Annotated in this window: 13 protein-coding genes; 6 read left to right on the forward strand and 7 right to left on the reverse strand. The window is 66.0% G+C overall.

The window, feature by feature from the left end; genetic code table 11:
- Nucleotide 1: 1 nt before the first annotated feature.
- Complete coding sequence (locus tag K5K93_RS04750) at nt 2-847, reverse strand: hypothetical protein (protein WP_222389976.1); 846 nt, start codon at nt 845-847, stop codon at nt 2-4.
- Between the two features lie 2 nt (nt 848-849).
- Nucleotides 850-1,545: a hypothetical protein gene (locus tag K5K93_RS04755; RefSeq protein WP_222389977.1), complete on the reverse strand. Its 696-nt coding sequence runs from the start codon at nt 1,543-1,545 to the stop codon at nt 850-852.
- Between the two features lie 395 nt (nt 1,546-1,940).
- Between K5K93_RS04755 and K5K93_RS04760 the strand changes: the two genes are divergently transcribed.
- Nucleotides 1,941-3,080 carry an MFS transporter gene (locus tag K5K93_RS04760; RefSeq protein WP_093820029.1) on the forward strand — a complete coding sequence of 380 codons (1,140 nt, stop codon included), beginning with the start codon at nt 1,941-1,943 and terminating at the stop codon, nt 3,078-3,080.
- A 3-nt stretch (nt 3,081-3,083) separates the two neighbouring features.
- On the opposite strand, the gene K5K93_RS04765 is transcribed toward K5K93_RS04760, so the two are convergent.
- Entirely contained in the window at nt 3,084-4,235 is a 1,152-nt protein-coding gene (locus K5K93_RS04765; protein WP_032976526.1) for an alpha/beta fold hydrolase, read from the reverse strand.
- Between the two features lie 183 nt (nt 4,236-4,418).
- Between K5K93_RS04765 and K5K93_RS04770 the strand changes: the two genes are divergently transcribed.
- The 4 genes from K5K93_RS04770 (at nt 4,419) to K5K93_RS04785 (ending at nt 11,303) form a co-directional block, all read left to right on the forward strand.
- Nucleotides 4,419-5,765, forward strand: a complete 1,347-nt coding sequence (locus tag K5K93_RS04770) for a cytochrome c (RefSeq protein ID WP_222390973.1) — start codon at nt 4,419-4,421, stop codon at nt 5,763-5,765.
- Nucleotides 5,762-6,688, forward strand: a complete 927-nt coding sequence (locus tag K5K93_RS04775; RefSeq protein ID WP_222389978.1) for a c-type cytochrome — start codon at nt 5,762-5,764, stop codon at nt 6,686-6,688. Before K5K93_RS04770 ends, K5K93_RS04775 begins: the two co-directional genes overlap by 4 nt.
- 117 nt (nt 6,689-6,805) lie before the next feature.
- Entirely contained in the window at nt 6,806-9,184 is a 2,379-nt protein-coding gene (locus K5K93_RS04780; protein WP_222389979.1) for a TonB-dependent receptor, read from the forward strand.
- A 10-nt stretch (nt 9,185-9,194) separates the two neighbouring features.
- Nucleotides 9,195-11,303 (forward strand): phospholipase C, phosphocholine-specific, encoded by a 2,109-nt coding sequence (locus K5K93_RS04785; RefSeq protein ID WP_222389980.1) that lies wholly within the window; start codon nt 9,195-9,197, stop codon nt 11,301-11,303.
- Between the two features lie 55 nt (nt 11,304-11,358).
- On the opposite strand, the gene K5K93_RS04790 is transcribed toward K5K93_RS04785, so the two are convergent.
- The 4 genes from K5K93_RS04790 to K5K93_RS04805 form a co-directional block, all read right to left on the reverse strand.
- Nucleotides 11,359-12,954: an alkaline phosphatase D family protein gene (locus tag K5K93_RS04790; RefSeq protein WP_222389981.1), complete on the reverse strand. Its 1,596-nt coding sequence runs from the start codon at nt 12,952-12,954 to the stop codon at nt 11,359-11,361.
- Between the two features lie 11 nt (nt 12,955-12,965).
- Nucleotides 12,966-15,899 carry a TonB-dependent receptor gene (locus K5K93_RS04795; RefSeq protein ID WP_222389982.1) on the reverse strand — a complete coding sequence of 978 codons (2,934 nt, stop codon included), beginning with the start codon at nt 15,897-15,899 and terminating at the stop codon, nt 12,966-12,968.
- Nucleotides 15,900-16,040: 141 nt separating this feature from the next.
- Complete coding sequence (locus tag K5K93_RS04800) at nt 16,041-17,078, reverse strand: FecR domain-containing protein (protein ID WP_222389983.1); 1,038 nt, start codon at nt 17,076-17,078, stop codon at nt 16,041-16,043.
- Complete coding sequence (locus K5K93_RS04805) at nt 17,075-17,590, reverse strand: sigma-70 family RNA polymerase sigma factor (protein ID WP_025878928.1); 516 nt, start codon at nt 17,588-17,590, stop codon at nt 17,075-17,077. Before K5K93_RS04805 ends, K5K93_RS04800 begins: the two co-directional genes overlap by 4 nt.
- 272 nt (nt 17,591-17,862) lie before the next feature.
- Between K5K93_RS04805 and aceE the strand changes: the two genes are divergently transcribed.
- Complete coding sequence (gene aceE, locus K5K93_RS04810) at nt 17,863-20,535, forward strand: pyruvate dehydrogenase (acetyl-transferring), homodimeric type (RefSeq protein ID WP_222389984.1); 2,673 nt, start codon at nt 17,863-17,865, stop codon at nt 20,533-20,535.
- Nucleotides 20,536-20,555: the final 20 nt, after the last annotated feature.

Here is a 20,555-nt window from a genome sequence, read left to right on the forward strand (position 1 = left end):
GTTACTGGCGCTCGTAGATGGTGACCAGATCATCTGCCGCACCCGATCGACTCAATTGATAGAGCTCGTTCCATTGCGCTGCATTTGGACGGGGATCCACGCTGGGCGGCGGCAACCCCTGCAGCCGGGCGTCTTCGGCAAGCGCGCGCAGGAACTCGCGGGACTGGATCTGCACGTGCTTCGGGGATGCCATGGCGTCCACGTCAGCCATCACGGTATCCATCAGGTACTGCACGGTGTGATCCCCCAGCGCCAGTGGCACCTCCAGCCGAGCTCGCAGTACACCGGCAGTATCCCGATTCGTAGGTCCAAAACGCTCCTCGTACAGTGCGCGCTCGGCAACCGCACCTTGTTGATAGGCATACAAAGCGCCATGGGCACCGGCATCGAAATTCTGGCTCATGGCCAGCATGTACTCACCACGTTTCTTGAATGCGGAACCCGCCATCGTCAAAAGCCGGGGATCGCGGGTTCCTGCCAGTTGTCGCGGATCGATCGACTCTGCTGCTGCCAGGTCGGCAGCTTTTGGGTAGTGATGCCGATCCATCCATGCCGCCTCTTCAACCGACAACGCAATCAGACGGGGATCGCCCGCAAATGCCTCGCGCACCGTCAGCTTGCGCTGCTGCGGTGGTTTCTTCATGGATGCCAGCGCGTCCGCATCACGCTGCGCCTTCATCCCCGCCATCGCGCCGCGGTAGGGCTGCAGGAGAGGATCGGCCTGGTGAGCCGATTGCAGCGAATCGACATCCCCCTCGACATATGAATCCAGCAGCCACAGTCCGCCGCAGACCAGGACCAGAACCAGGACCGCCAACAGGCCTGCAGCCTTCCAGGTGAACTTCATGGTCAGCTCCCGAACCCGAGATGATCGCAGTAGTTCTTGAAGGCAGCGCTGGATGTACGGCAGGCCGCGTCCATCTGCGACCGGTCATACGCCGGCTGTGACGTCCAGGGCTCGATCCATTCCCACTGCAGAAACCTTGCATACGCCGTGGCCTGGCCTATCACGAATGCACCGAATGCAGGAAATGCGCCACCGAGCCTCTGCTGTCCATCCGCGATCATGTCCTGCCGAAGACGTTCATCGCACTGATGTTTGTCATTGCCATGCGTCCCGTAGCACGTGTCATGCGCATCACAGGCCGCTTTGAACATCGCTCCGAACGCCGCCGCGCCGCCCTGCAACGCCCCTGGTGCAACCAGAAAATCCGGCACCGGTACGCCACCCGCCGTGCCACAGCCATTTACCGCCAGCACCGGCGGGCTGTAGAGGTCACAGCCATGGCCGTCCCAGGCGTAACCGGGGGCATCGGTGCACCATGAGATCTTGTGATATTCGTCGCGCGGGTCTGACGAACCGTCACCGCCGCCCCAGCCTCCTCCTCCTCCGCCCCCGCCAGGGTTGGGAAGGATGGGCGGATAGACCCAGCATCCCGAATCCGTGCAGGTACTGCCTCCGGCCAGTGCGCCGTCGGCAACCGCGCCGCTTCCCAGACCAAGAACGCTGGCCATCACCAGCTTCAGCACGTGCGGTGAGTTCATTGACGATTTCCTCCATGAAGGGCAAGGCGGTGAGCAGGGATTCCCTGCCCCGGTCGCTTCTGCGCGACGGAGAGACCTTAGGAGGTGCTTCACAGGCTCTGTATCGGAAAATGTCCATGCTTGCGCCAAGGATTCCGCTCGTGCGGGTGCGAAGCTGGCGAAGGGTCACACTTCCATGCGCGCGACATCTGCGCGAGCCATTGCGCGAGCATCGATGCAGCGCACCGTCGCTGCATGCGCCGTCCTCACAATGGCCCGAATGCGCTACCTGCAAGGGAAGACCGGAGGAATCGCCACGATGCATTCGTATTCGACATCCGATGTCATCCATGGCACTTGCCTACGGATTATGAAAACGTTTTCATGCAATCGACCCTCTGGAGCCTTCCTCGCGCATGACGCCCTCTTCTCCCCGCGCCCAGCAGCACGCGACCCGCGCTGCGTTCTTCATCCCCGGCTTTGCCACCGCTGCCTGGGCGCCGATGGTGCCCTTCGCCAAAGCCAAGGCCGGGTTGTCCGACGCCAGCCTGGGCGGGCTGCTGCTGTGCCTTGGCCTCGGCTCGCTGCTGGCGATGCCACTGGCCGGTGCGTTGACCGCGCGCCTGGGCTCGCGCCGCTTGATGATCGCGACCACGGCCTTGATCCTGCTCGCCCTGCCACTGCTGACGCTCGCCCCCACGCCGCTGGCACTGGGAGCAACGCTGTTCGTGTTCGGCGCGGGTGTGGGGGCGATGGACTGCACGATGAACATGCAGGCGGTGGCCGTCGAGCGCGATGCAGGGCGGCCGATGATGTCCGGCTTCCACGCGTTCTACAGCATCGGCGGCTTCATCGGCGCCGGCTGCATGACCGGCCTGCTGGTTCTCGGCACGCCCCTGTGGCTGGCGTCATGGGTTGCCGTGGCGGCGATGCTGCTGGTGGCCCTGTTGTCGGCACCGCACTGGCGCCCGCAGCGCATTCTGCATGACGGCCCGATGCTGGCCCTGCCGCACGGCGTGGTGCTGTTCATCAGCGTGCTCGCCTTCGTGGTGTTCCTGGCCGAGGGTTCGATGCTGGACTGGAGCGCGGTGTTCCTGGCCGAAATACGCCACGTGCCGCGCGACCAGGCCGGTGCCGGTTTTGCCGTGTTCACGCTGGCGATGACGGCGATGCGCCTGTTCGGCGATGGCATCGTCGAGCGCCTCGGCCGCACCCGTACCATCGTCATTGGCGGCATCACCGCTGCGGCCGGTTTCGCGCTGGCCACGTTGGTTCCCTCCTTCGCCATGGCGCTGGTCGGCTACGTGCTGGTGGGCCTGGGCTGCGCCAACATCGTGCCCGCCCTGTTCTCGATGGCCGGTCAGCAGCGCGCGATGCCGGAGAGCATTGCGATCACCGCAGTCACCACGCTGGGCTATGCCGGCATTCTTGCAGGCCCCGCAGCGATCGGCGCGCTCGCCCATGCCACCAGCCTGGGCTTTGCCTTCCTGTGCGTGGCAGCGATGCTGCTGGGTGTAGCGGCATCTGCACGTTCGCTGGCCCGCCGCCTGCCCTGACGCTCAGCCGCGTGCTGGGGTTTTTGCGGGTGTGTCGACGCCATGCACCAGCCATTCGGCCTGGGCCGGCAACTGCGGTGCCGGACACGCGGCTTTCGGATGGTGCTCGTCGCGCGCCATCCAGTCATCGACCACCCCGGCCAGCAGGTCCAGCCGCAGCGGCAGGGTGATGTGATCTTCGCCGCGCATCTCGATGTAGTGCGCACGCGGATTGGCCTGCGCCAGCGCACGCCCCTGGCTGACCGGAATGTGCTGGTCGCCCTGCCCGTGCAGCAGCAGCACGCAGGCGCGGGTATCGGCCAGCGCGCGGGCAACATCCACCTTGTCCAGATCCACGTCGATGCGGCGGCTGGCGGCGGCCACCACCTGGTTGATGTCCTGGCTGCCGTAGCGCCAGCGTGCATAAGAAGCGATGGCCTGTGCCTTCAACCCTTCCGGCTGCAGGGCCATCAGATGCGGAATCATGGTGCGGATCGCAACCCCGGCATTGGCGAACGATTCCATCGCCACCACGCCGGCGACCTGGTCGCCCAGCTTGTCGGCGGTGAACAATGCGGTGGCAGCGCCGTAGGAAACACCGAACAGGTACAGCGGGCCGGTCACTTCGCCGCGCGCGCGCAGTTCGGCGATGACATCCACAACATCGTCCGACTCATAGGTGCCGTAGCCGGAGGGACCGGCGCCGGACTGGCCATGGTTGCGCAGGTCCAGGGTGATCACGCGGTAGCCCGACTCGGCCAGCTGCAGCGACCATGGCAGCATCGAATCACCGTTCATCATCCAGCCGTGCAGCAGCACCACGGTGCCGCGCGGTGCCTGCGCGCGGAACGGCTGCGGTACGGACAGGCTCAACCCGGTATCCAGCGGCAGGCCGTTCTGGTGCTGCTGCGGCAGGTAGTGGTAGCGCGCACCGTAGTCGCCCGGATCGAAAGCACGCCAGAAGATCGGCACGCCATCACGGCCCGGGGCGAAGCCATGCCGGTTCGGCAGCGCGGCCACAGCTGCGGCGATACGCGGTTGATCAAGCAGGGTCGAGACGCCACCGGGCGCGATCAGGCGGTCGCTGAGCGAGGTAGACGAGGCCGTCATCGAGGAAGAGCATGCAGCCAGCCACAGGCCGGCGCACGCCAGCAAAAGCAGCAGCAGGCGCTTCATGGGCAGTCAGGGGAAAAGTGCGACAGCGTGGCAGGTTAGCGGCCACGCCCGGCGCCATCTATCGCAGCTGGATGACGGGTTGATGACAGCGCAGGATCGATTCAGCTTGTCACAATGTCGCGACCGGCCAGAGCATTGATCCGGATCAATGAATGCCATCGCATGAATGGCCACAGTGCCGGCATGCGCACCCCGTTCAAGCTCGCCATTGCCCTGGCCGCCACCTTGGCCGCCGCTTACGGCATCGCCCGCAGTACACCGTACTGGTTCGCCCCACGGCAACAGGCCGAGGTCGACATCCACGACCCGGCCCTGATCGAGCAGGGCCGGTATCTGTCGCGTGCTGCCGACTGCGCCGCCTGCCATACCGCACCGGGCGGCAGGCCGTTCGCCGGCGGCCTTGGCATGCAGACCCCGATGGGCACGCTGTACTCGACCAACATCACACCGGACACGGAGACCGGCATCGGCGCATACGACTACGCCGATTTCGAGCGCGCGGTGCGGCGTGGCATCCGCCATGACGGCCAGCCGCTGTATCCGGCCATGCCCTACGCCTCGTACGTGATCGCCAGCGATACCGAGATCAAAGCGCTGTATGCCTACTTCATGGGTGCGGTGCAGCCGGTCCGGCAGGACAACGCCGACAGCACGATTCCGTGGCCGGCAAACATGCGCTGGCCGCTTGCCTGGTGGCAGCTGTTGTTCGCACGCCCGCGCAGCTTCAGCCCTGATCCCACCCTGGATGCCGGCCAGCAGCGCGGCGCCGAACTGGTTGAAGGCCTGGCCCATTGCGGCGCGTGCCATACCCCGCGCGGGCTGGCCTTCCAGGAAAAGGCGATGGCCGATGATGGCCGCCGCCAGTTCCTGTCCGGCTCGGTGCTGGAAGGCTGGTACGCGAAGAACCTGCGCAATGAACAGACCGGCCTGGCCAGCTGGAGCGAAGCCGAAATCGTCGAGTTCCTGCGCACCGGCCGCACCGATCGCTCCGCGGCTTTTGGCGGCATGGCCGATGTGGTCGAGCACAGCACGCAGTACCTGTCCGACGCCGATCTGCTGGCGATGGCGCGGTACCTGAAGCAGCTGCCGGCCCGCGAAGGGCGCAGCGCGCAGTGGACGTCGGGCACCGACACCACTACCGCCGCACTGCGCGGCGGCGATTACCGGGTGGCCGGTTCGCTGGCCTACGCCGAACACTGCCAGGCCTGCCATCGCGCAGATGGACGCGGCATGCCACGGGTCTACCCAGCCCTGGCGGGCAACTCCATCGTCTTCGCCGATGATCCCAGCTCGCTGGTGCAGGTAACCCTGACCGGCGGGCGCACGCCACATACCGCGCACGACCGCATGGCATTCACCATGCCGGGCTTCGAGCAGCTGCCCAATGCGCAGCTCGCCGACATCCTCACCTTCATCCGCAACAGCTGGGGCAACCAGGCCAGCGCGGTCACTGAACTGGACGTAGCGCGCATGCGCCGGGTGGTGCGTGACAAGCCGGCGCATGTGGTCCCGCAGGAGACGGCGCAATGAGGCGTTCGAAAAAGCGTTCGACAGCGTTGATCGCCAGCGCGGTCGTTGTGGTGCTGCTGGCCGGTGCTGGCGCGCTGCTGTACCAGCACCTGTACCCGGACCTGGACGCGGAAGTCGCAAGGACCCTGGACATCCTCGACAGCCACGGCCAGGTGGTGGGCCAGTACCACGTACCCAGTGCCGAGGAGATCGCCAGCCTCGGCAACGCCGACGCGGTGATGTTCGGCCGTCGCCTGCTCAACGAGACCGCACGCCTGCTGCCGGACAACGTCGGCAACGATCTGAACTGCAATTCGTGCCACATGGCCGAGGGCAAGCGACCGTTCGGCAACCACTATTTCAATACCGGAGGCGGCAGCTATCCGCGCTACATGCCGCGACCGGGCAGGGAAATCGGCCTGGCCGAGCGCATCAACGGTTGCCTGCAGCGCTCGATGAACGGCAAACCGCTGGCCAAGGACGCGCCGGAGATGCGTGCGATGCTGGAATACATGGCGTGGCTGAGCCGCCCGGTACCGGAGGGTGCGCGCGTGGCCGCGCCCAGCGAAGGGCCGATCGACAGCACGCTGACACCGGACCCCGTGCGCGGGCAGGCGCTGTATGCCGCGCAGTGCGCCGCCTGCCACGGCGACAACGGCGAAGGCCGGCGCGATGCCAGCGGCGATATCGCGTTCCCGCCGTTGTGGGGCGAGCGCAGCTTCAACATCGGTGCCGGCATGGCGCGGTTGTACAAGGCCGCAGGCTTCGTCAAGCACAACATGCCGCCGGCAATGACCCGTGAACCGCCACTGGGCCAGCAGGTGATGCCCGACCAGGACGCGGTGGATATCGCCAGCTACTTCATCAACCAGCCGCGCCCGGACTTCGCCGGCAAGGCCAAGGACTGGCCGCGCGATCCGAAACCGAAGGACGCGCGCTACTGAGCAACGCCCCGGTCTTGCCGGCCGTCACACAACACACTCCCTGCATCTGCGCGTCACCGCCATGTCATCGGCGCTGCCGACACTCCCGGACTTTCCTCCCTTGAAGGTCCGGTTTCGATGCGAACGATTGCGCGCTTTCCCCGTATCTCGCTGCTTGCCCTGCTGATTGCTCCCGCACTGGATGCCCTGGCCGAAGCACCGCAGGGCGATGTGGCCGATACGCGAAGCGCCGACGCGCGGACCCTGGACCAGGTACAGGTGATCGGCCAGGCCACCAGCTATGCCAAGACCTCCGTGCGCCAGGAAACGTTGAACCGACAGACCGTGTTGAGCAGCGTCAATGGCGCGCTCAACGAAGTGCCCGGCGTGGTCGTCAGCGAAGCCGATGCCACCGGTTCGTCGGTCTGGGGCACGCAGATCAGCATGCGCGGCTTTGTCACCAACCGCGACACCCAGCAGATCGGCACCACCATCGATGGCCTGCCCAATGGTGGTTCCGGTTATGGCGGCGGCTCGCTGGCCAACCGCTACATCGACACGCTCGACCTGGAAACGGTGGAAGTGAGCCAGGGTACGGCCGATATCTCCTCGCGCTCGAACGAAGCACTCGGTGGCACCCTGAACTTCCTCACCAGCGACCCACTGCAGGAGCAGCGACTGCGCATGGTGGTGGGTGCCGGTGACAATGAAGCGCGCAAGTACTACGTGCGCTACGACACCGGCCTGCTTGGAGGGCATACCCGCGCATGGATCAGCGCATCGTCGGCGCGCGTGCATGACTGGATCGATGGCACCGGCCACACCAGCAACGACAACATCGCCGGCAAGTTCATCACCGAGCTGGACCGCTGGACCCTGACCGGCTACCTGTCCTACAACGATGCCGACGAGCCGGAGTACACCAGCGTTTCGCCGCAGGGGTTCGCCACCAACCCCGACCGCGACGGCCTGGTCGGCACCCTGACCGGCATTCCGTACCTGGACCAGAACTACCGCTCCGGTTCGCGCGCACTGCGCGAGAACACGTTCGGCTACCTGCGCGCCGCCTTCGATGACGGCAACGGTTTCAAGGCCTCGATGGCCGCCTACGGGCACCGCATGCAGGGTCGCGGTGACTGGCTGCCGCCGTACCTGGCCGACGTCAACGACGACGGTGCCGGTCGCCCGCAGTCGGAGTACCTCGGCGGCAGGACGGTCTACGGTGGCAGCAACCGCGGCCAGATCTACTTCGTGAACCCCGACGGCAGTTCCGCCCAGCGCCTGGCCAACTGCACGCCGCGACTCGGCTTCAGCGCCGAGTACGACCCCAACTGCTACGCCGGCAACGTGCAGGGCGCGCAGTCCTACCGCCACTCCCACTACGACAACGATCGCGTGGGCGTGACCGCCGACGTCGAATGGCGGCAGACCTTTGGCGCCATCGACAACACCGTACGCGGCGGGCTGTGGGTGGAGAAGCTGGACCGTTCCGTGCGCCGCGATTGGCACCGCCTGCTCAACGTCGGCCAGGACATCGCCTTCGACCACCAGCCCTACTGGGTGCAGTTCGAGGACAAGTACAAGGTCGATGAGCAGATGTACTACGTCGAGGACGTGGCCCGCTTCGGCCCGTTCAGCGCGCGACTGGGCGTAAAGCAGTTCTTCGTCGATCAGTCCCGCCACCGCGTGATCGGCGCCGCCGAGAATGTGAAGTCCGACTCGAAGTCCGATCCGCTGCTGTCCACCGGCTTCACCTGGGCCCCGGGTGTGGAGGGCATGGAACTGTTCGCCGGCTACTCGCAGAACTTCGCCGCGATCCCGTCCGGGGTGCTGGGTGAAACCGATCCCCAGCGCTTCCGCAACGTCGAGCCTGAGACCGCCGACAACATCGAACTGGGCATGCGCATCAGCCGCTGGCCGCTGACCACCTCGGTCACCCTGTACAACATCAAGTTCGACAACCGCATCGTGTATCTGCCAGCCGGCCTGGTCAGCGGCATCGACTACCTCGGCGAGACCGATGGCGTCTACGAGAACTTCGGCGGCGTGGAGAGCAACGGCCTGGAAGCGGCCTTCGGCTACGGCTGGGACAATGGCTGGCGCATCAATGCGGCCTACACCTACAACCGTTCCAAGTACCTGGGCAGCGGCAACGACGCGCGCGACACGCAGCTGGGCATCGTCGATGGCGCCAAGGTGATCGGCCAGCCGGAGCAGATCCTGGTGGTGTCGGCCGACTGGCAGGGCGAGAACTGGAACTTCGGCCTGTCCGGTCGCTACCTGGGCGAACGCTACCTGGATGCGGCCAACGTCAACAAGCTGCCCTCGGCCACCGTGTTCAACGCCAACATCGGCTTCGACCTGCAGGGCCTGTCGCCGCGCCTGAAGGGCATGGGCGCCAACCTGGTGGTGAGCAACCTGACCGACAAGCGTTATCTTGCAGGGGTGGACGGCCGCGACAACGCCTTCATCGGCGCCCCGCGCACCGTCGGCATCTCCTTCCGCGTGGACCTGTGAGTGTGACCCTGTGACTGATACCGGCCGACGCCGACTGTTGCAGGCCGGCGTCGCCGCCGGCCTTTCGCCGCTGCTGCCCAGCATCGCCCGGGCAGCAGCGATCGCCCCTGCGCCGCGCGCGCGCAGCCTGCAGGACCTGCAGCACATCGTGGTGTTCATGCAGGAGAACCGCTCGTTCGATCACTACTTCGGCACGTTGCCGGGCGTGCGTGGCTTCGGCGACCGTTTCGTTGCCCCGGCATCGCCGCTGCCCGGTGGCGACCGCCCGCGCAGCCTGTGGCTGCAACCCGACGCCAGCGGACAACGCGCCATCGCCCCCTTCCCGTTGGATACCGCTGCGCACTTCGGCTACATGCGGGTGGAAGGCACGCCCCACACCTGGCCTGATGCACAGCAGGCATGGGACCACGGGCGCATGGCGCACTGGCCCAAGGCCAAGCAGAACCATTCGATGGGCTACTTCCAGCGCAGCGACATGCCGTTCCAGTTCGCCCTTGCCGATGCATTCACGCTGTGCGATGCCTACCACTGCGCGATGCAGGCCGGCACCAACCCGAACCGCGTGTTCCTGTGGACCGGCCACAACGACGCCCAGGGCCAGGCAGGCGGCCCGGTGATCGCCAATTCGCACGACAATTTCCCCGAGCTGGGCGGCCATCCGGACTCGTACCGCTGGGCCAGCTATGTCGAGCGGCTGCAGCAGGCTGGCGTGTCCTGGCAGATCTACCAGGACATGGCCGACAACTTCACCGACAACCCGCTTGCCGGGTTCGAGACCTTCCGCCAGGCGTACCGCGGCGACCCGGGGCATGACCCGGAGCTGCGCGCGCGCGGTGTCAGTACCCGTGGCCTGGCGCAACTGCGCGAGGACGCGATCAGCGGCCGCCTGCCGCAGGTGAGTTTCATCATTGCCGACGCAGCCGGCAGCGAGCACCCCGGTCCGTCCAGCCCCGCGCAGGGCGCCGCCTATACCGCGCGCCTGCTGGATGCACTGACCGCCGATCCAGAGGTGTGGAGCCGTACCGCCCTGCTGCTGATGTTCGATGAGAACGATGGCTTCTTCGACCATGTGCCGCCACCGGCACCGCCCTCCCCGCTTGGTGCCGGCTGGGCCGGTGCGTCGGCGGTCAGCACCGAGGGCGAATACCACCGCCACCCGGCACCCGGCGACGAGAAATACGATGCCGCCGAGCTGCGTGGGCGCCCCTATGGGCTTGGCCCGCGCGTACCGTTGTATGTGATTTCACCGTGGAGCCGCGGCGGCTGGGTCGACTCGCAGGTGTACGACCACACGTCGGTGTTGCGTCTGATCGAGCGCCGCTTCGGCGTCGCCGCGCCGGACATCTCGCCGTGGCGGCGTGCGGTCTGCGGTGATCTGAGCAACGCCTTCGACTTCGCCCAGCGCGACACCCGCCCCTTCGCCAAGGCGCTGCCCGATGTCACCGCGGTCGCCGCGCGCGCCGCCGCCCTGCCCGGCCGTACCGTGCCCGCGCTGCCCGATGGCCTGCATCCGGCCCGCCAGGAGCCAGGCGTACGTCCTGCACGGGCACTGCCCTATCGGCCGCAGGTGCAGGCCACATCGGTGGATGGCGCTGGTCTCACCCTGCAGCTGGCCAGCGATGGCGCCGCGACCGTGCTGCATGTCTACGACCGCCTGCACCTGGACGCCGTTCCGCGCCGTTACACCGTGGTACCAGGCGCCCCGCTGCAGGATCGCTGGCCGCTGGATGCGCAGGGTCGTTACGATCTCTGGCTGCTGGGACCGAATGGATTCCATCGCCATTATCGCGGCGATGGCACGCTCGCGCCGCTGCACGCGCACGTGGAGCGCGCGGACGGCCAGATGCGCCTGACACTGCGCAATCCATCGCCTTCAGCGCGGAAGGTCCAGGTGCAGGCCGGAGCCTATGCCGGCCACATGCCTACCCGCGAACTGCAGCTGGTGGCTGGCGCGGAAACCGTACTGGCCTGGGATCCCGCGCCAACCGCAGGCTGGTACGACCTGATCATGCGCTCGCAGGGCGTCGAGCAACGCCTCGCCGGACGTGCCGAAGACGGCCGGCCTGGCACCAGCGACCCTGCCATGGGCAGCGAACCGCTGCGCTTCGATCACGGCTGAAAGTGATGCTGTGGAGCCGGGCGCGTGCTCGGCTCCACAGGGTGGCCCATCCCGCTCAGGCCTCCTGCAACCCCGGCCGGCCATGCTCCACGGCATAGCGCTTCCAGCTCTGCAGCGCGCCGTTCGGCTGCATGACCGTATCGAGCGTCTTCATGTCACCGATCCAGGCATCACGGGTGACGTCGCACAGCACATAACCGCGCTTGTCCGTCGTCGCCTTCAGGTGCGGACTGTGCCGCAGCTGGTTCTCTGCATAGGCATCCACGCCCTGCCCGTCCGCGCCCGACGTGATCGAAGTGGCCAGGAACTCACTGGAAATGACCCCGGAATCGGCATTGTCCTGCACCAGGTCACTGGCATAGTGGCGGTGCGCATCGCCACAGACGGTTACCACGTTGCCGAAGCCCACCTTCTGGATGTGATCGAGCAGGCGCCGGCGGCTGGACAGATAACCGGACCACTGGTCGTCGGAGGCCTGCACCACGCCGTCCTTCTCGCGCAGGTAGTTGCCCAGCGAAACCTGGTGGGCGATGGTGTGCCAGCGCGGCGCGGCGTCGGCCAGGCCGTCGAACAGCCATTGCTCCTGCTTTGCGCCAACAATGCTGCGTTCGGGAGATTCGACCTGCCCGCGCTGCGCGATGTCCACCTGCTTGCTGCGGTACTGGCGGGTATCGAGCAGGTGCAGGTCCAGCAGCGTGCCATAGCGCGCGCGCCGGTACATCTGCATATGGCCGTCGCGCGGGAACGACGAAGCACGCAGCGGCATGTTCTCGTAGTACGCCTGGAACGCCTGTGCGCGGCGCAGCAGGAACACTTCACTGGGCGTGCCGTCCTGGTCCTCGGCGCCGGCCCAGTTGTTGTCCACTTCATGGTCGTCGAACGTGACGAACCACGGCGACGCGGCGTGCGCGGCCTGCAGGTCCGTATCGGTCTTGTATTGCGCGTAGCGCCGGCGATAGTCGTCGAGCGTGTAGGTCTGCGGGCCAACATGGTTGCGCAGGTTGGTGAACGGCTGGCCGTTCATCCTGCGCACGCCAGGCTGGCTTTCGCCCTCGTAGATGTAATCACCGTAATGGAACACGAAGTCGAGCGGCTCCTCGGCAATGTGCCGCCATGCACTGTAGTGCCCCTCCTCGTAGTGCTGGCAACCGGCCACCGCGAAGCGCACGCGGTCGACCCGTGCGTTGGCCGCAGGCAGGGTGCGGGTGCGGCCAATCGCACTGGCATGGCCTCCCACGGTGAAGCGGTACCAGTACGGCCGCCCCGGCAGCAGGCCGTCCAGTTCCAGGTGCAGCGCATGGCCAAGCTCGGGGTGGGCCAGCGCGGTGCCCTGCCGCACCACGGTGCGCATGCTCTCGTCGGCGGCCAACTGCCATGCCACCGCCATCGGCCGGGTTGGCATGCCGCCGCCGAACACCAGTGGCTCGGTGGCCAGCCGCGTCCACAGCACCACGCCGTCGGCCGACGGATCACCCGACGCCACGCCGAGAGTGAACGGCGTACTGGCAAAGCGCGGCGATGCGAGCAGGTTGCGCGGATTCAGCGCTGCCACATCGTTCTGCGCAGCCAGCGCGCGGGCCGTTCCGGCCCACGCACCCAATGCGGAAAGTCCGGACAGGGCAAGGAAACGCCTGCGATTGATCGTATCCAAGACGGCCGCCCTCAGTTGTAGATGATGTGGAAATAGAAGAAACGGCCGTAGTCATCGATCTCTGTGCGGAAGCGCCCGTTCGGACCGGTGCTGTAGGTCGGCTGGGTGTTGAACAGGTTCTTGGCCTCGTACTTCAGCGTCACGTGCTTGCTGACCTTGTGGCTGAAGGCCAGGTTGAAGGTCATGTACGGGTCGTAGTACGAATCCAGCCACTGGGTATCGCCGAAGTCGACCAGCATCCGGCTGCGGTAGGTGCCGGATACGCGCAGCTGCGAGCTCTTCCACGGCATGCGCCAGATCACCGAGCCGTTCACCGACCAGTCTGGCTGGTACAGCAGGCGGTCCAGGCGGCGCTCGCTGCCGTCGCTGATGCGGTAGTTGGTCTGCCCGTCCAGGCGGGTGGCATTGAGGTACATGTCGAAACGGTGGCGGCCCCACTGCAGGTTGCGGTTGGCTACCGCGAACTCGACACCGCGCAGCGTCGACTCATCGGTGTTCATCGGCTGGGTGATCCGGTAGCGGATGTCGCCGACGTTCTCGAACGTGGTCAGGGTGTAGATGTCGTCCTTGATGACCTTGTCGAACAACGCCACCGAGACCAGGCCGTTGTTGCCGTTGAAGTACAGGTCCCAGGCAAGATCGAGGTTGGTCGAGCGGCGCGGCTGCAGCGAGGCATTGCCCTGCTTGATGGTGCAGAAGCCTCCGCCCAGCTCGTCGTCGCCGCAGCTGGTGCTGGTGGCCTGGGCGATGTTGCTGGGCGTCGGCCGGCCCAGCGTGCGGCTGGCGGAGAACCTCAGGCGCTGGTCTTCGCTCAGCTTGAAGGTGGCGTTCAGCGACGGCAGCAGGTTGTTGTAGCCGCCACTGCTCTTGCGGAATGCCGATGTGTAGGTGGTGCCACCGTCCTCACTGAACGGGCTGAACGCATCGAAGGTGGTGTGGTCGTAGCGCAGGCCGCCGATCAGCAGCAGCCGGTCCCAGGCGTAATGCGCCGACACGTAGGCGTTGGCAATGTCTTCCACGTACTTGTAATCGCTGGTGAAGTCGGCATTCGGGTACGCCGCATCGTTGTTGCCCAGCTTCGGGTAAAGCTCGTCATGCCACTTGCGGTTGTCGATCAACGGGAAACCGGGAACGCTGCCAAGCAGGGTCGAACCCGGGTACAGATAGTCATTCAAGGTCGCGCTGGTCTTGTAGTAATCGAAATCGATGTCCTGCCAGATCTTCAGGTGGCGATACTCGGCACCGGCAGCCAGACCGAAACCGCGTGCATCGGCATCGATGTTGTAGCTGAAGTCGGCGCGCAGGTTGTCGATGCTTTCCTTGGCGTCGCGCGGCGAGATATAGGCCTGCGCCGGATTGAGCTTGAACGCCGAGCTGGTCAGCAGGCTGGAATCGGAAACACCCACGGCGTTCGGAAAACCATGGCTGTCGTTGGCATAGTCAACGAACAGGTTGCTCGGGTAGGCGCGCACGCCCCAGTAGACCTGGTTGTTGTGGAAGGTCTCTTCGGTGTGGCCGGCACGCAGGGTCAGCCGCGAGAGGTCACCGATATCCCAGTTGAAACTGGCGATCGCGCCGCGGTTGCTGCGGTCCCAGCGGTCGTGGCGGTTCTTGATGTAGATGCTGTTGATCTGGCTGGTGCCGCCGTCCTCGCTCTGGTTGCGTATCGGGAACTTGGCGTTGCCATACAGATCGGTCTTGTTCATCGTCGAGTTCTCGTAGAACCGGTACGAATACAGCAGCAGCGAGGCATAGAACGGGTCGTCCGATGGCTTCCATTCCAGCTTGGCCGAGCCACCGAAGTTGGTGATGTAGTTGGTGTAGGTGCCGGTGCTGAAGTTGCCCGGTGCGCGCAGGCCGTTCCAGCCTTTCGCCTCGTCGGGGCCGGTGGTTCCATCGGTGAGGTACTTGCCGGCATCGTTGTAATAGTAGTTCGATTCCACCCAGCGCTTGACGCTGTTGCGCGAGCGCTGTTCGTAGCGCGCGACCGCGACGATGCCGAACTGATCGTCGCCGCCGAACTGGTTGGAAAACACTGCCTTGGCGCTCTTGCCGAAGTGACCCAGGGTCTTGTGGTCGCCCCCCGCGCTGCGCCCCACATTGGTCTCGGCCGTGGAATGGATGCCGGCCACGTCGGCGAACACGTACTTGCCGGAGCGGTCAAAGGCGCTGCGGCTGATGATGTCGATCACACCACCGATGGCATCCGGTGCCTGCTCGGCGCTGAAGCTCTTGTAGATGTCGGTGCGGGTGCCGATGTCGCTGGGAATCAGCTGCAGGTTGTTCATGCGCTCGCCGGAGCCACTGCCGCCCACGCTTGCGATCGCGATGCCGTCGATGGTCGTGTAGTTGAGATTGGCCTGCACGCCGCGCACGGTCACGTAACGCGGTTCGCCCGCATCTTCCACCGCACTCAGGCCGGGCGCGGCCATCAGGCTCTCGGCCAGCGTTTCATCGCCATAGCTGTCCATCTCGTCGTAGATCACCGAATCCTTGATCACCGGCGAGGTCTTCTTCTGATCGATGACCTCATGGGCGGCGATCACCTTGACCGTGCCCAGGGTCGGGGCCACCACCGCTTCCGGTGGGCGCGGTGCAGGTGCGGCCGGCCGGCTTTCCCGCGAGACCGGTGCCGCGTCGATGGCGATCACGTTGCCGTCCACCACCGTGTAGCGCAGGCCGGTGCCGGCCAGAAGCGTGTCCAGCGCCTGCTTGACGGTGGCTCCTCGCGGTACCGCGCCCGCCATGGGTGCAGCGCCCGCGCCGGCATACAGGAACTGCACGCCCGAACTGCGTGACAGCTGCTCCAGCGCCTGGCTCAGCGGCTGCGCGGCGATCGCTGCGGTGATCCGGGTCTCAAGCCCGTTGGCCGACGCCACCTGTGCATGCGCACCCAGACAGGGAGACAAGGCCAGTACCACCGACAGATAGAACTTCTTGCGCATCACGGTTCCTTGGAGGAGAGAGGACTGCTGGTACCGCGTCGGCAGGCGACGGCGGCTTCTCCCAAGTAAGAGCCGGCATCGGCGGAAGTGGAGAACGCCGATTCGATGAATTTTTTCTGACAACCGTTCGCCGAACCGCGGTCAACGGCTGGACACCCACACCGTGTCCGCTTCGCGGCGGATGACGAAGCGTGCGTCCCGCTGCAGGAATGCCTGCAGCGCTGCGACCCGGTGCGCCTCCAGGCTGCCTGACAGGCGCGCCGCGCGCGCCGCATCATCGGTCAGCCGCACCTGTACCTGGTTGTGGCGGTTGAAGGCAGCCGCCACCTCGTCCAGCCGCTCATCGCGGAACGACACCCGGCGCTGCTGCCAGTCCAGCAGCATGGACACCGGTATTTCCAATGGCTGCACCGCATGGCTGCGGTGATCGACTTGGACCACCTTCCCGGCAGGCAGCTGCGCCAGCCGTCGTTGCCCGCTGCCGGCGGTCCAGACCTCCACTTCGCCGGACACCACGCCGATGCGCGTACTCTGCAAACGGCGCGACACATCGAACACGGTGCCGATGTCGCGGATCCGCAGATCGCCAACCTGCACCTCGAACGGCCGGCGATCCGCTGCGATATCGAACGTGGCCTCGCCGCTCAGCAATTCAACCCGACGGCTGAACCAGCCGATGTTCACCCGCAGACGGCTGTCTGCGTTCAGGCGCACCTGCGTCCGGTCAGCCAGCACCACCTCACGCAGTTGCCCGTGGCCGGCGATCAGCATCTGTTCGCGAGGCATCAGCCACGGCACCAGTCCGGCCACCATCAACAGGCAGCAGGCCACCGCAGCCACCCGCCTCCAGAGTGGTCGGCGTGATCGCGATGCGACCACGGCGCGCGGCACGGGCACCGGTACGGCAAACAACGGCACGACTTTCGCCGTTGCCGGCAGCTCCGGCAACGCGGCCCTGTCCCCCTGCTCCTGTCCGTACGCCACCATCACCGCGCCTACCTGCCGGTGCACGTGCAGGACGTGCAGGTACGCGCGTATGTGTTCGGGAGAGCGCTTCATCCATGCCATGAACTCGATGCGCTGAGCGGCGCTCAGGTCACCCTCGCGGTTGCACAGGAACCAGTGCGCGGCCTGCTCGGCCACCTCGTCATCCATCGCTGCAGGCTCCTGCCGGTTCATCCATCCTTCCCGGCGCCGAGCGCCTTCCTGCAGGCATCCAGTCCCTTGCCGATGTGCTTGCGCACCATGTGCACCGACACATCCAGCTGTGCCCCCACCTGCCGGCAATCCAGCCCATCGCGATAGTGCAGCTCCATCACCCGCCGCGTTGTCGGCGGCAGTTGCGCGATGGCGCCGCGGATTCCGCTCCAGCGCTGTGCCCGCTCGAAATCAGCTTCGATGTCCTCCTCGCTGCGCAGTACCTCGGCCAGCAGGTCGACGTCCTCGATCTGTGGCAGGCCGGAGCGCGAGCGTGCCTGTTCACGCGCCAGGTTGGCCGCCACCGCGAACAGATAGGCTTCGGGATTCTCGATCGCCTGGGCATCTTCGCCGGTACTGCGCAGCAGCCGCAGGTAGACCTCCTGGGCCAGGTCCTCGGCATCGGCAGCCTGTGAACCACGCCGAAGGAAGAAGCCACGCAGCAGGCGGCGCCGCAAGGCATAGCTCTTCTCCCAGATCCTGACGCTGTTCACAACCGACCAACCACCCCGAGGCTGGAAAACCCAGCAGGGTGCACACCAACGATGACATCCGCATTGCAGCGCTGCATGGCCAAGCGAAGGTTCGCGCAGACCCAATCGTCGCCCGTCTACCCGCCAGCCGATACGGCGCCTACGCTTGTCTCCTCGGCAGCCACCACGGCCGCCCCCGCGCCACGGACCTGCCAGCGCGACTCCGCTCCAGAGCTGTCGCCCTGCCGGCGGTGCCGTGCAGGTGCAGAACCGGCGCTCTCTGGAGACGCAGCATGAACCAGGCACATTTCCCTCTCGACGCCGATCCGCAGGAAACCCGCGAATGGCGCGAGTCCCTGCAGGCGGTGATCGAGGCCGGCGGCCGCCCCCGCGCGCACTATCTGCTGGACCAGCTCGATGCACTCGATGTGCAGCAGCATGGCGACCTGCACACCCGCGCGTGGACCGCCTACACCAACACGATTCCCCCCGAACGCCAGCCCGCCTACCCGGGTGACCTGGCCATCGAGCGGCGGTTGAACGCGATGATCCGCTGGAACGCCATGGTGATGGTGCTGCGTGCCGGCAGGCATTCCAATGTCGGCGGCCACATCGCCACCTACCAGTCCGCAGCAGTCATGTATGACGTGGGCTTCGATCACTTCTTCCGTGGACGGACCGAAACCTTCGACGGCGACATGATCTACATCCAGGGTCATTCGGCCCCCGGCATCTACGGCCGGGCGTACGTGGAAGGCCGCATCAGTGCCGAGCAGATGGACAACTTCCGCCGCGAAGCCGGACGCGAGGGCCTGTCCTCGTATCCGCACCCGCGGCTGATGCCCGGGTTCTGGCAGTTTCCCACCGTGTCGATGGGCCTGGGCCCGCTGACGGCGGCCTATCAGGCCCGCTACATGCGCTACCTGGAATACCGGGGGCTGAAGCAGCACCAGGGCCGCAAGGTCTGGGCCTTCCTTGGTGACGGCGAAATGGACCAGCCAGAATCGCTGGCGGCCATTTCGCTGGCCGGGCGCGAGCGCCTGGACAACCTGGTGTTCGTGGTCAACTGCAACCTGCAACGTCTGGACGGACCGGTGCGTGGCAACGCCAAGGTGATCCAGGAACTGGAAGGCACCTTCCGCGCCGCCGGCTGGAACGTGATCAAGGTGATCTGGGGCAGCGGCTGGGACGAGCTGCTGGCACGCGATCATAGTGGGCTGCTGCGCCAGCGCATGATGGAGTGCGTGGATGGCGACTACCAGACCTTCAAGTCGCAGAGCGGCGCCTACGTGCGCGAACACTTCTTCGGGCGCTACCCGGAACTGCTGGCGCTGGTGGCGCACATGAGCGACGACGAGATCTGGGCACTGGCACGCGGCGGCCACGATCCGCAGAAGGTATTTGCCGCCTACCAGCAGGCGGTGAACACCAGCGGTCGCCCGAGCGTGGTGCTGGCCAAGACGGTGAAGGGCTTCGGCATGGGCGAGGCCGGCGAAGGCCAGAACATCAACCACCAGCTGAAGAAGATGAGCGCCGACGCGGTGCGTGCGTTCCGTGACCGCTTCGACCTGCCGGTCAGCGACGGGCAGCTGGAAGAGATGCCCTACCTGCGCCCGCAACCGGGCAGCGCCGAGGCGCTCTACTTCGCGCAGCGTCGCCAGGCGCAGGGCGGCCAGCTGCCGGCACGGCTGACCCAGGTCGATCCGTTGCCGCTGCCGCCGCTGTCCACGTTCAACGTGCAGTTGCAGGGCAGCGGTGATCGTGGCCAATCCACCACCATGGGCTTCGTACGCATCCTCACCACCCTGCTCAAGGATCCCGAACTGGGCAGGCTGGTGATCCCGATCGTGCCCGATGAATCGCGTACCTTCGGCATGGAAGGGCTGTTCCGCCAGATCGGCATCCATTCCTTCCTGGGCCAGCTGTACACCCCGCAGGACGCCGGCCAGCTGAGCTATTACAAGGAGTCCAAGGACGGCCAGATCCTGCAGGAAGGCATCAACGAATCCGGCGCAATCTGTTCGTGGATCGCAGCGGGCACCGCGTACAGCAACCACGGCCTGGCCACGATTCCGTTCTACATCTTCTATTCGATGTTCGGCCTGCAGCGCGTCGGCGACCTGGCCTGGGCAGCGGCCGACGCGCGCACCCGTGGCTTCCTGCTTGGCGCCACCTCCGGCCGCACTACCCTGATGGGCGAAGGCCTGCAGCACGACGATGGCCACAGCCACGTGCTGTCCTCGGTGATTCCAAGCTGCGTGTCCTACGACCCGACCTACAACTTCGAACTGGCAGTGATCATCCACGACGGCCTGCGCCGCATGTATGTGGACCAGGAAGACATCTACTACTACATCACCCTGCTCAACGAGAACTACCCGCACCCTGCACTGCCTGACGGCGCCGAAGCCGGCATCCTGAAGGGGCTCCATCTGCTGCGTCCCGCCGCTGCCGACAGCACGGCACAGCCTCGCGTGCAGCTGATGGGCAGTGGCGCGATCCTGCGCGAGGTGCTGGCCGCCGCCGATCTGCTGCAGCAGGATTTCGCCATCGCAAGCGATGTCTGGAGTGCCACCAGCCTGACCGAACTGCGCCGTGATGGCCTGGCTGCCGAGCGCTGGAACCTGCTGCATCCGGCCGACCCGCCGCGCGTTCCCTACGTGCAGCAGTGCCTGCAGCACCATGCCGGGCCGGTGGTGGTGGCAACCGACTACATGAAGATCGTCGGCGACCAGATCCGCCCCTTCATCAACGACCGGCGCTTCATCGCACTCGGCACCGATGGCTTTGGCCGCTCGGATACACGCGAATCGCTGCGCACGTTCTTCGAAGTCGATCGCCACTTCATCGTACTGGCGGCACTGAAGGCCCTGGCCGACGACGGGCATGTGGAACGGGGCCTGCTGCAGCAGGCGATCGACCGGTACGGCATCGACACCGGCAAGCCCGATCCCGCCGCGGCATGACAGAACAGCAACGGCACCCG

It is taken from the genome of Stenotrophomonas sp. DR822, from assembly GCF_019793815.1.
Taxonomy (GTDB): Bacteria; Pseudomonadota; Gammaproteobacteria; order Xanthomonadales; family Xanthomonadaceae; genus Stenotrophomonas; species Stenotrophomonas indicatrix.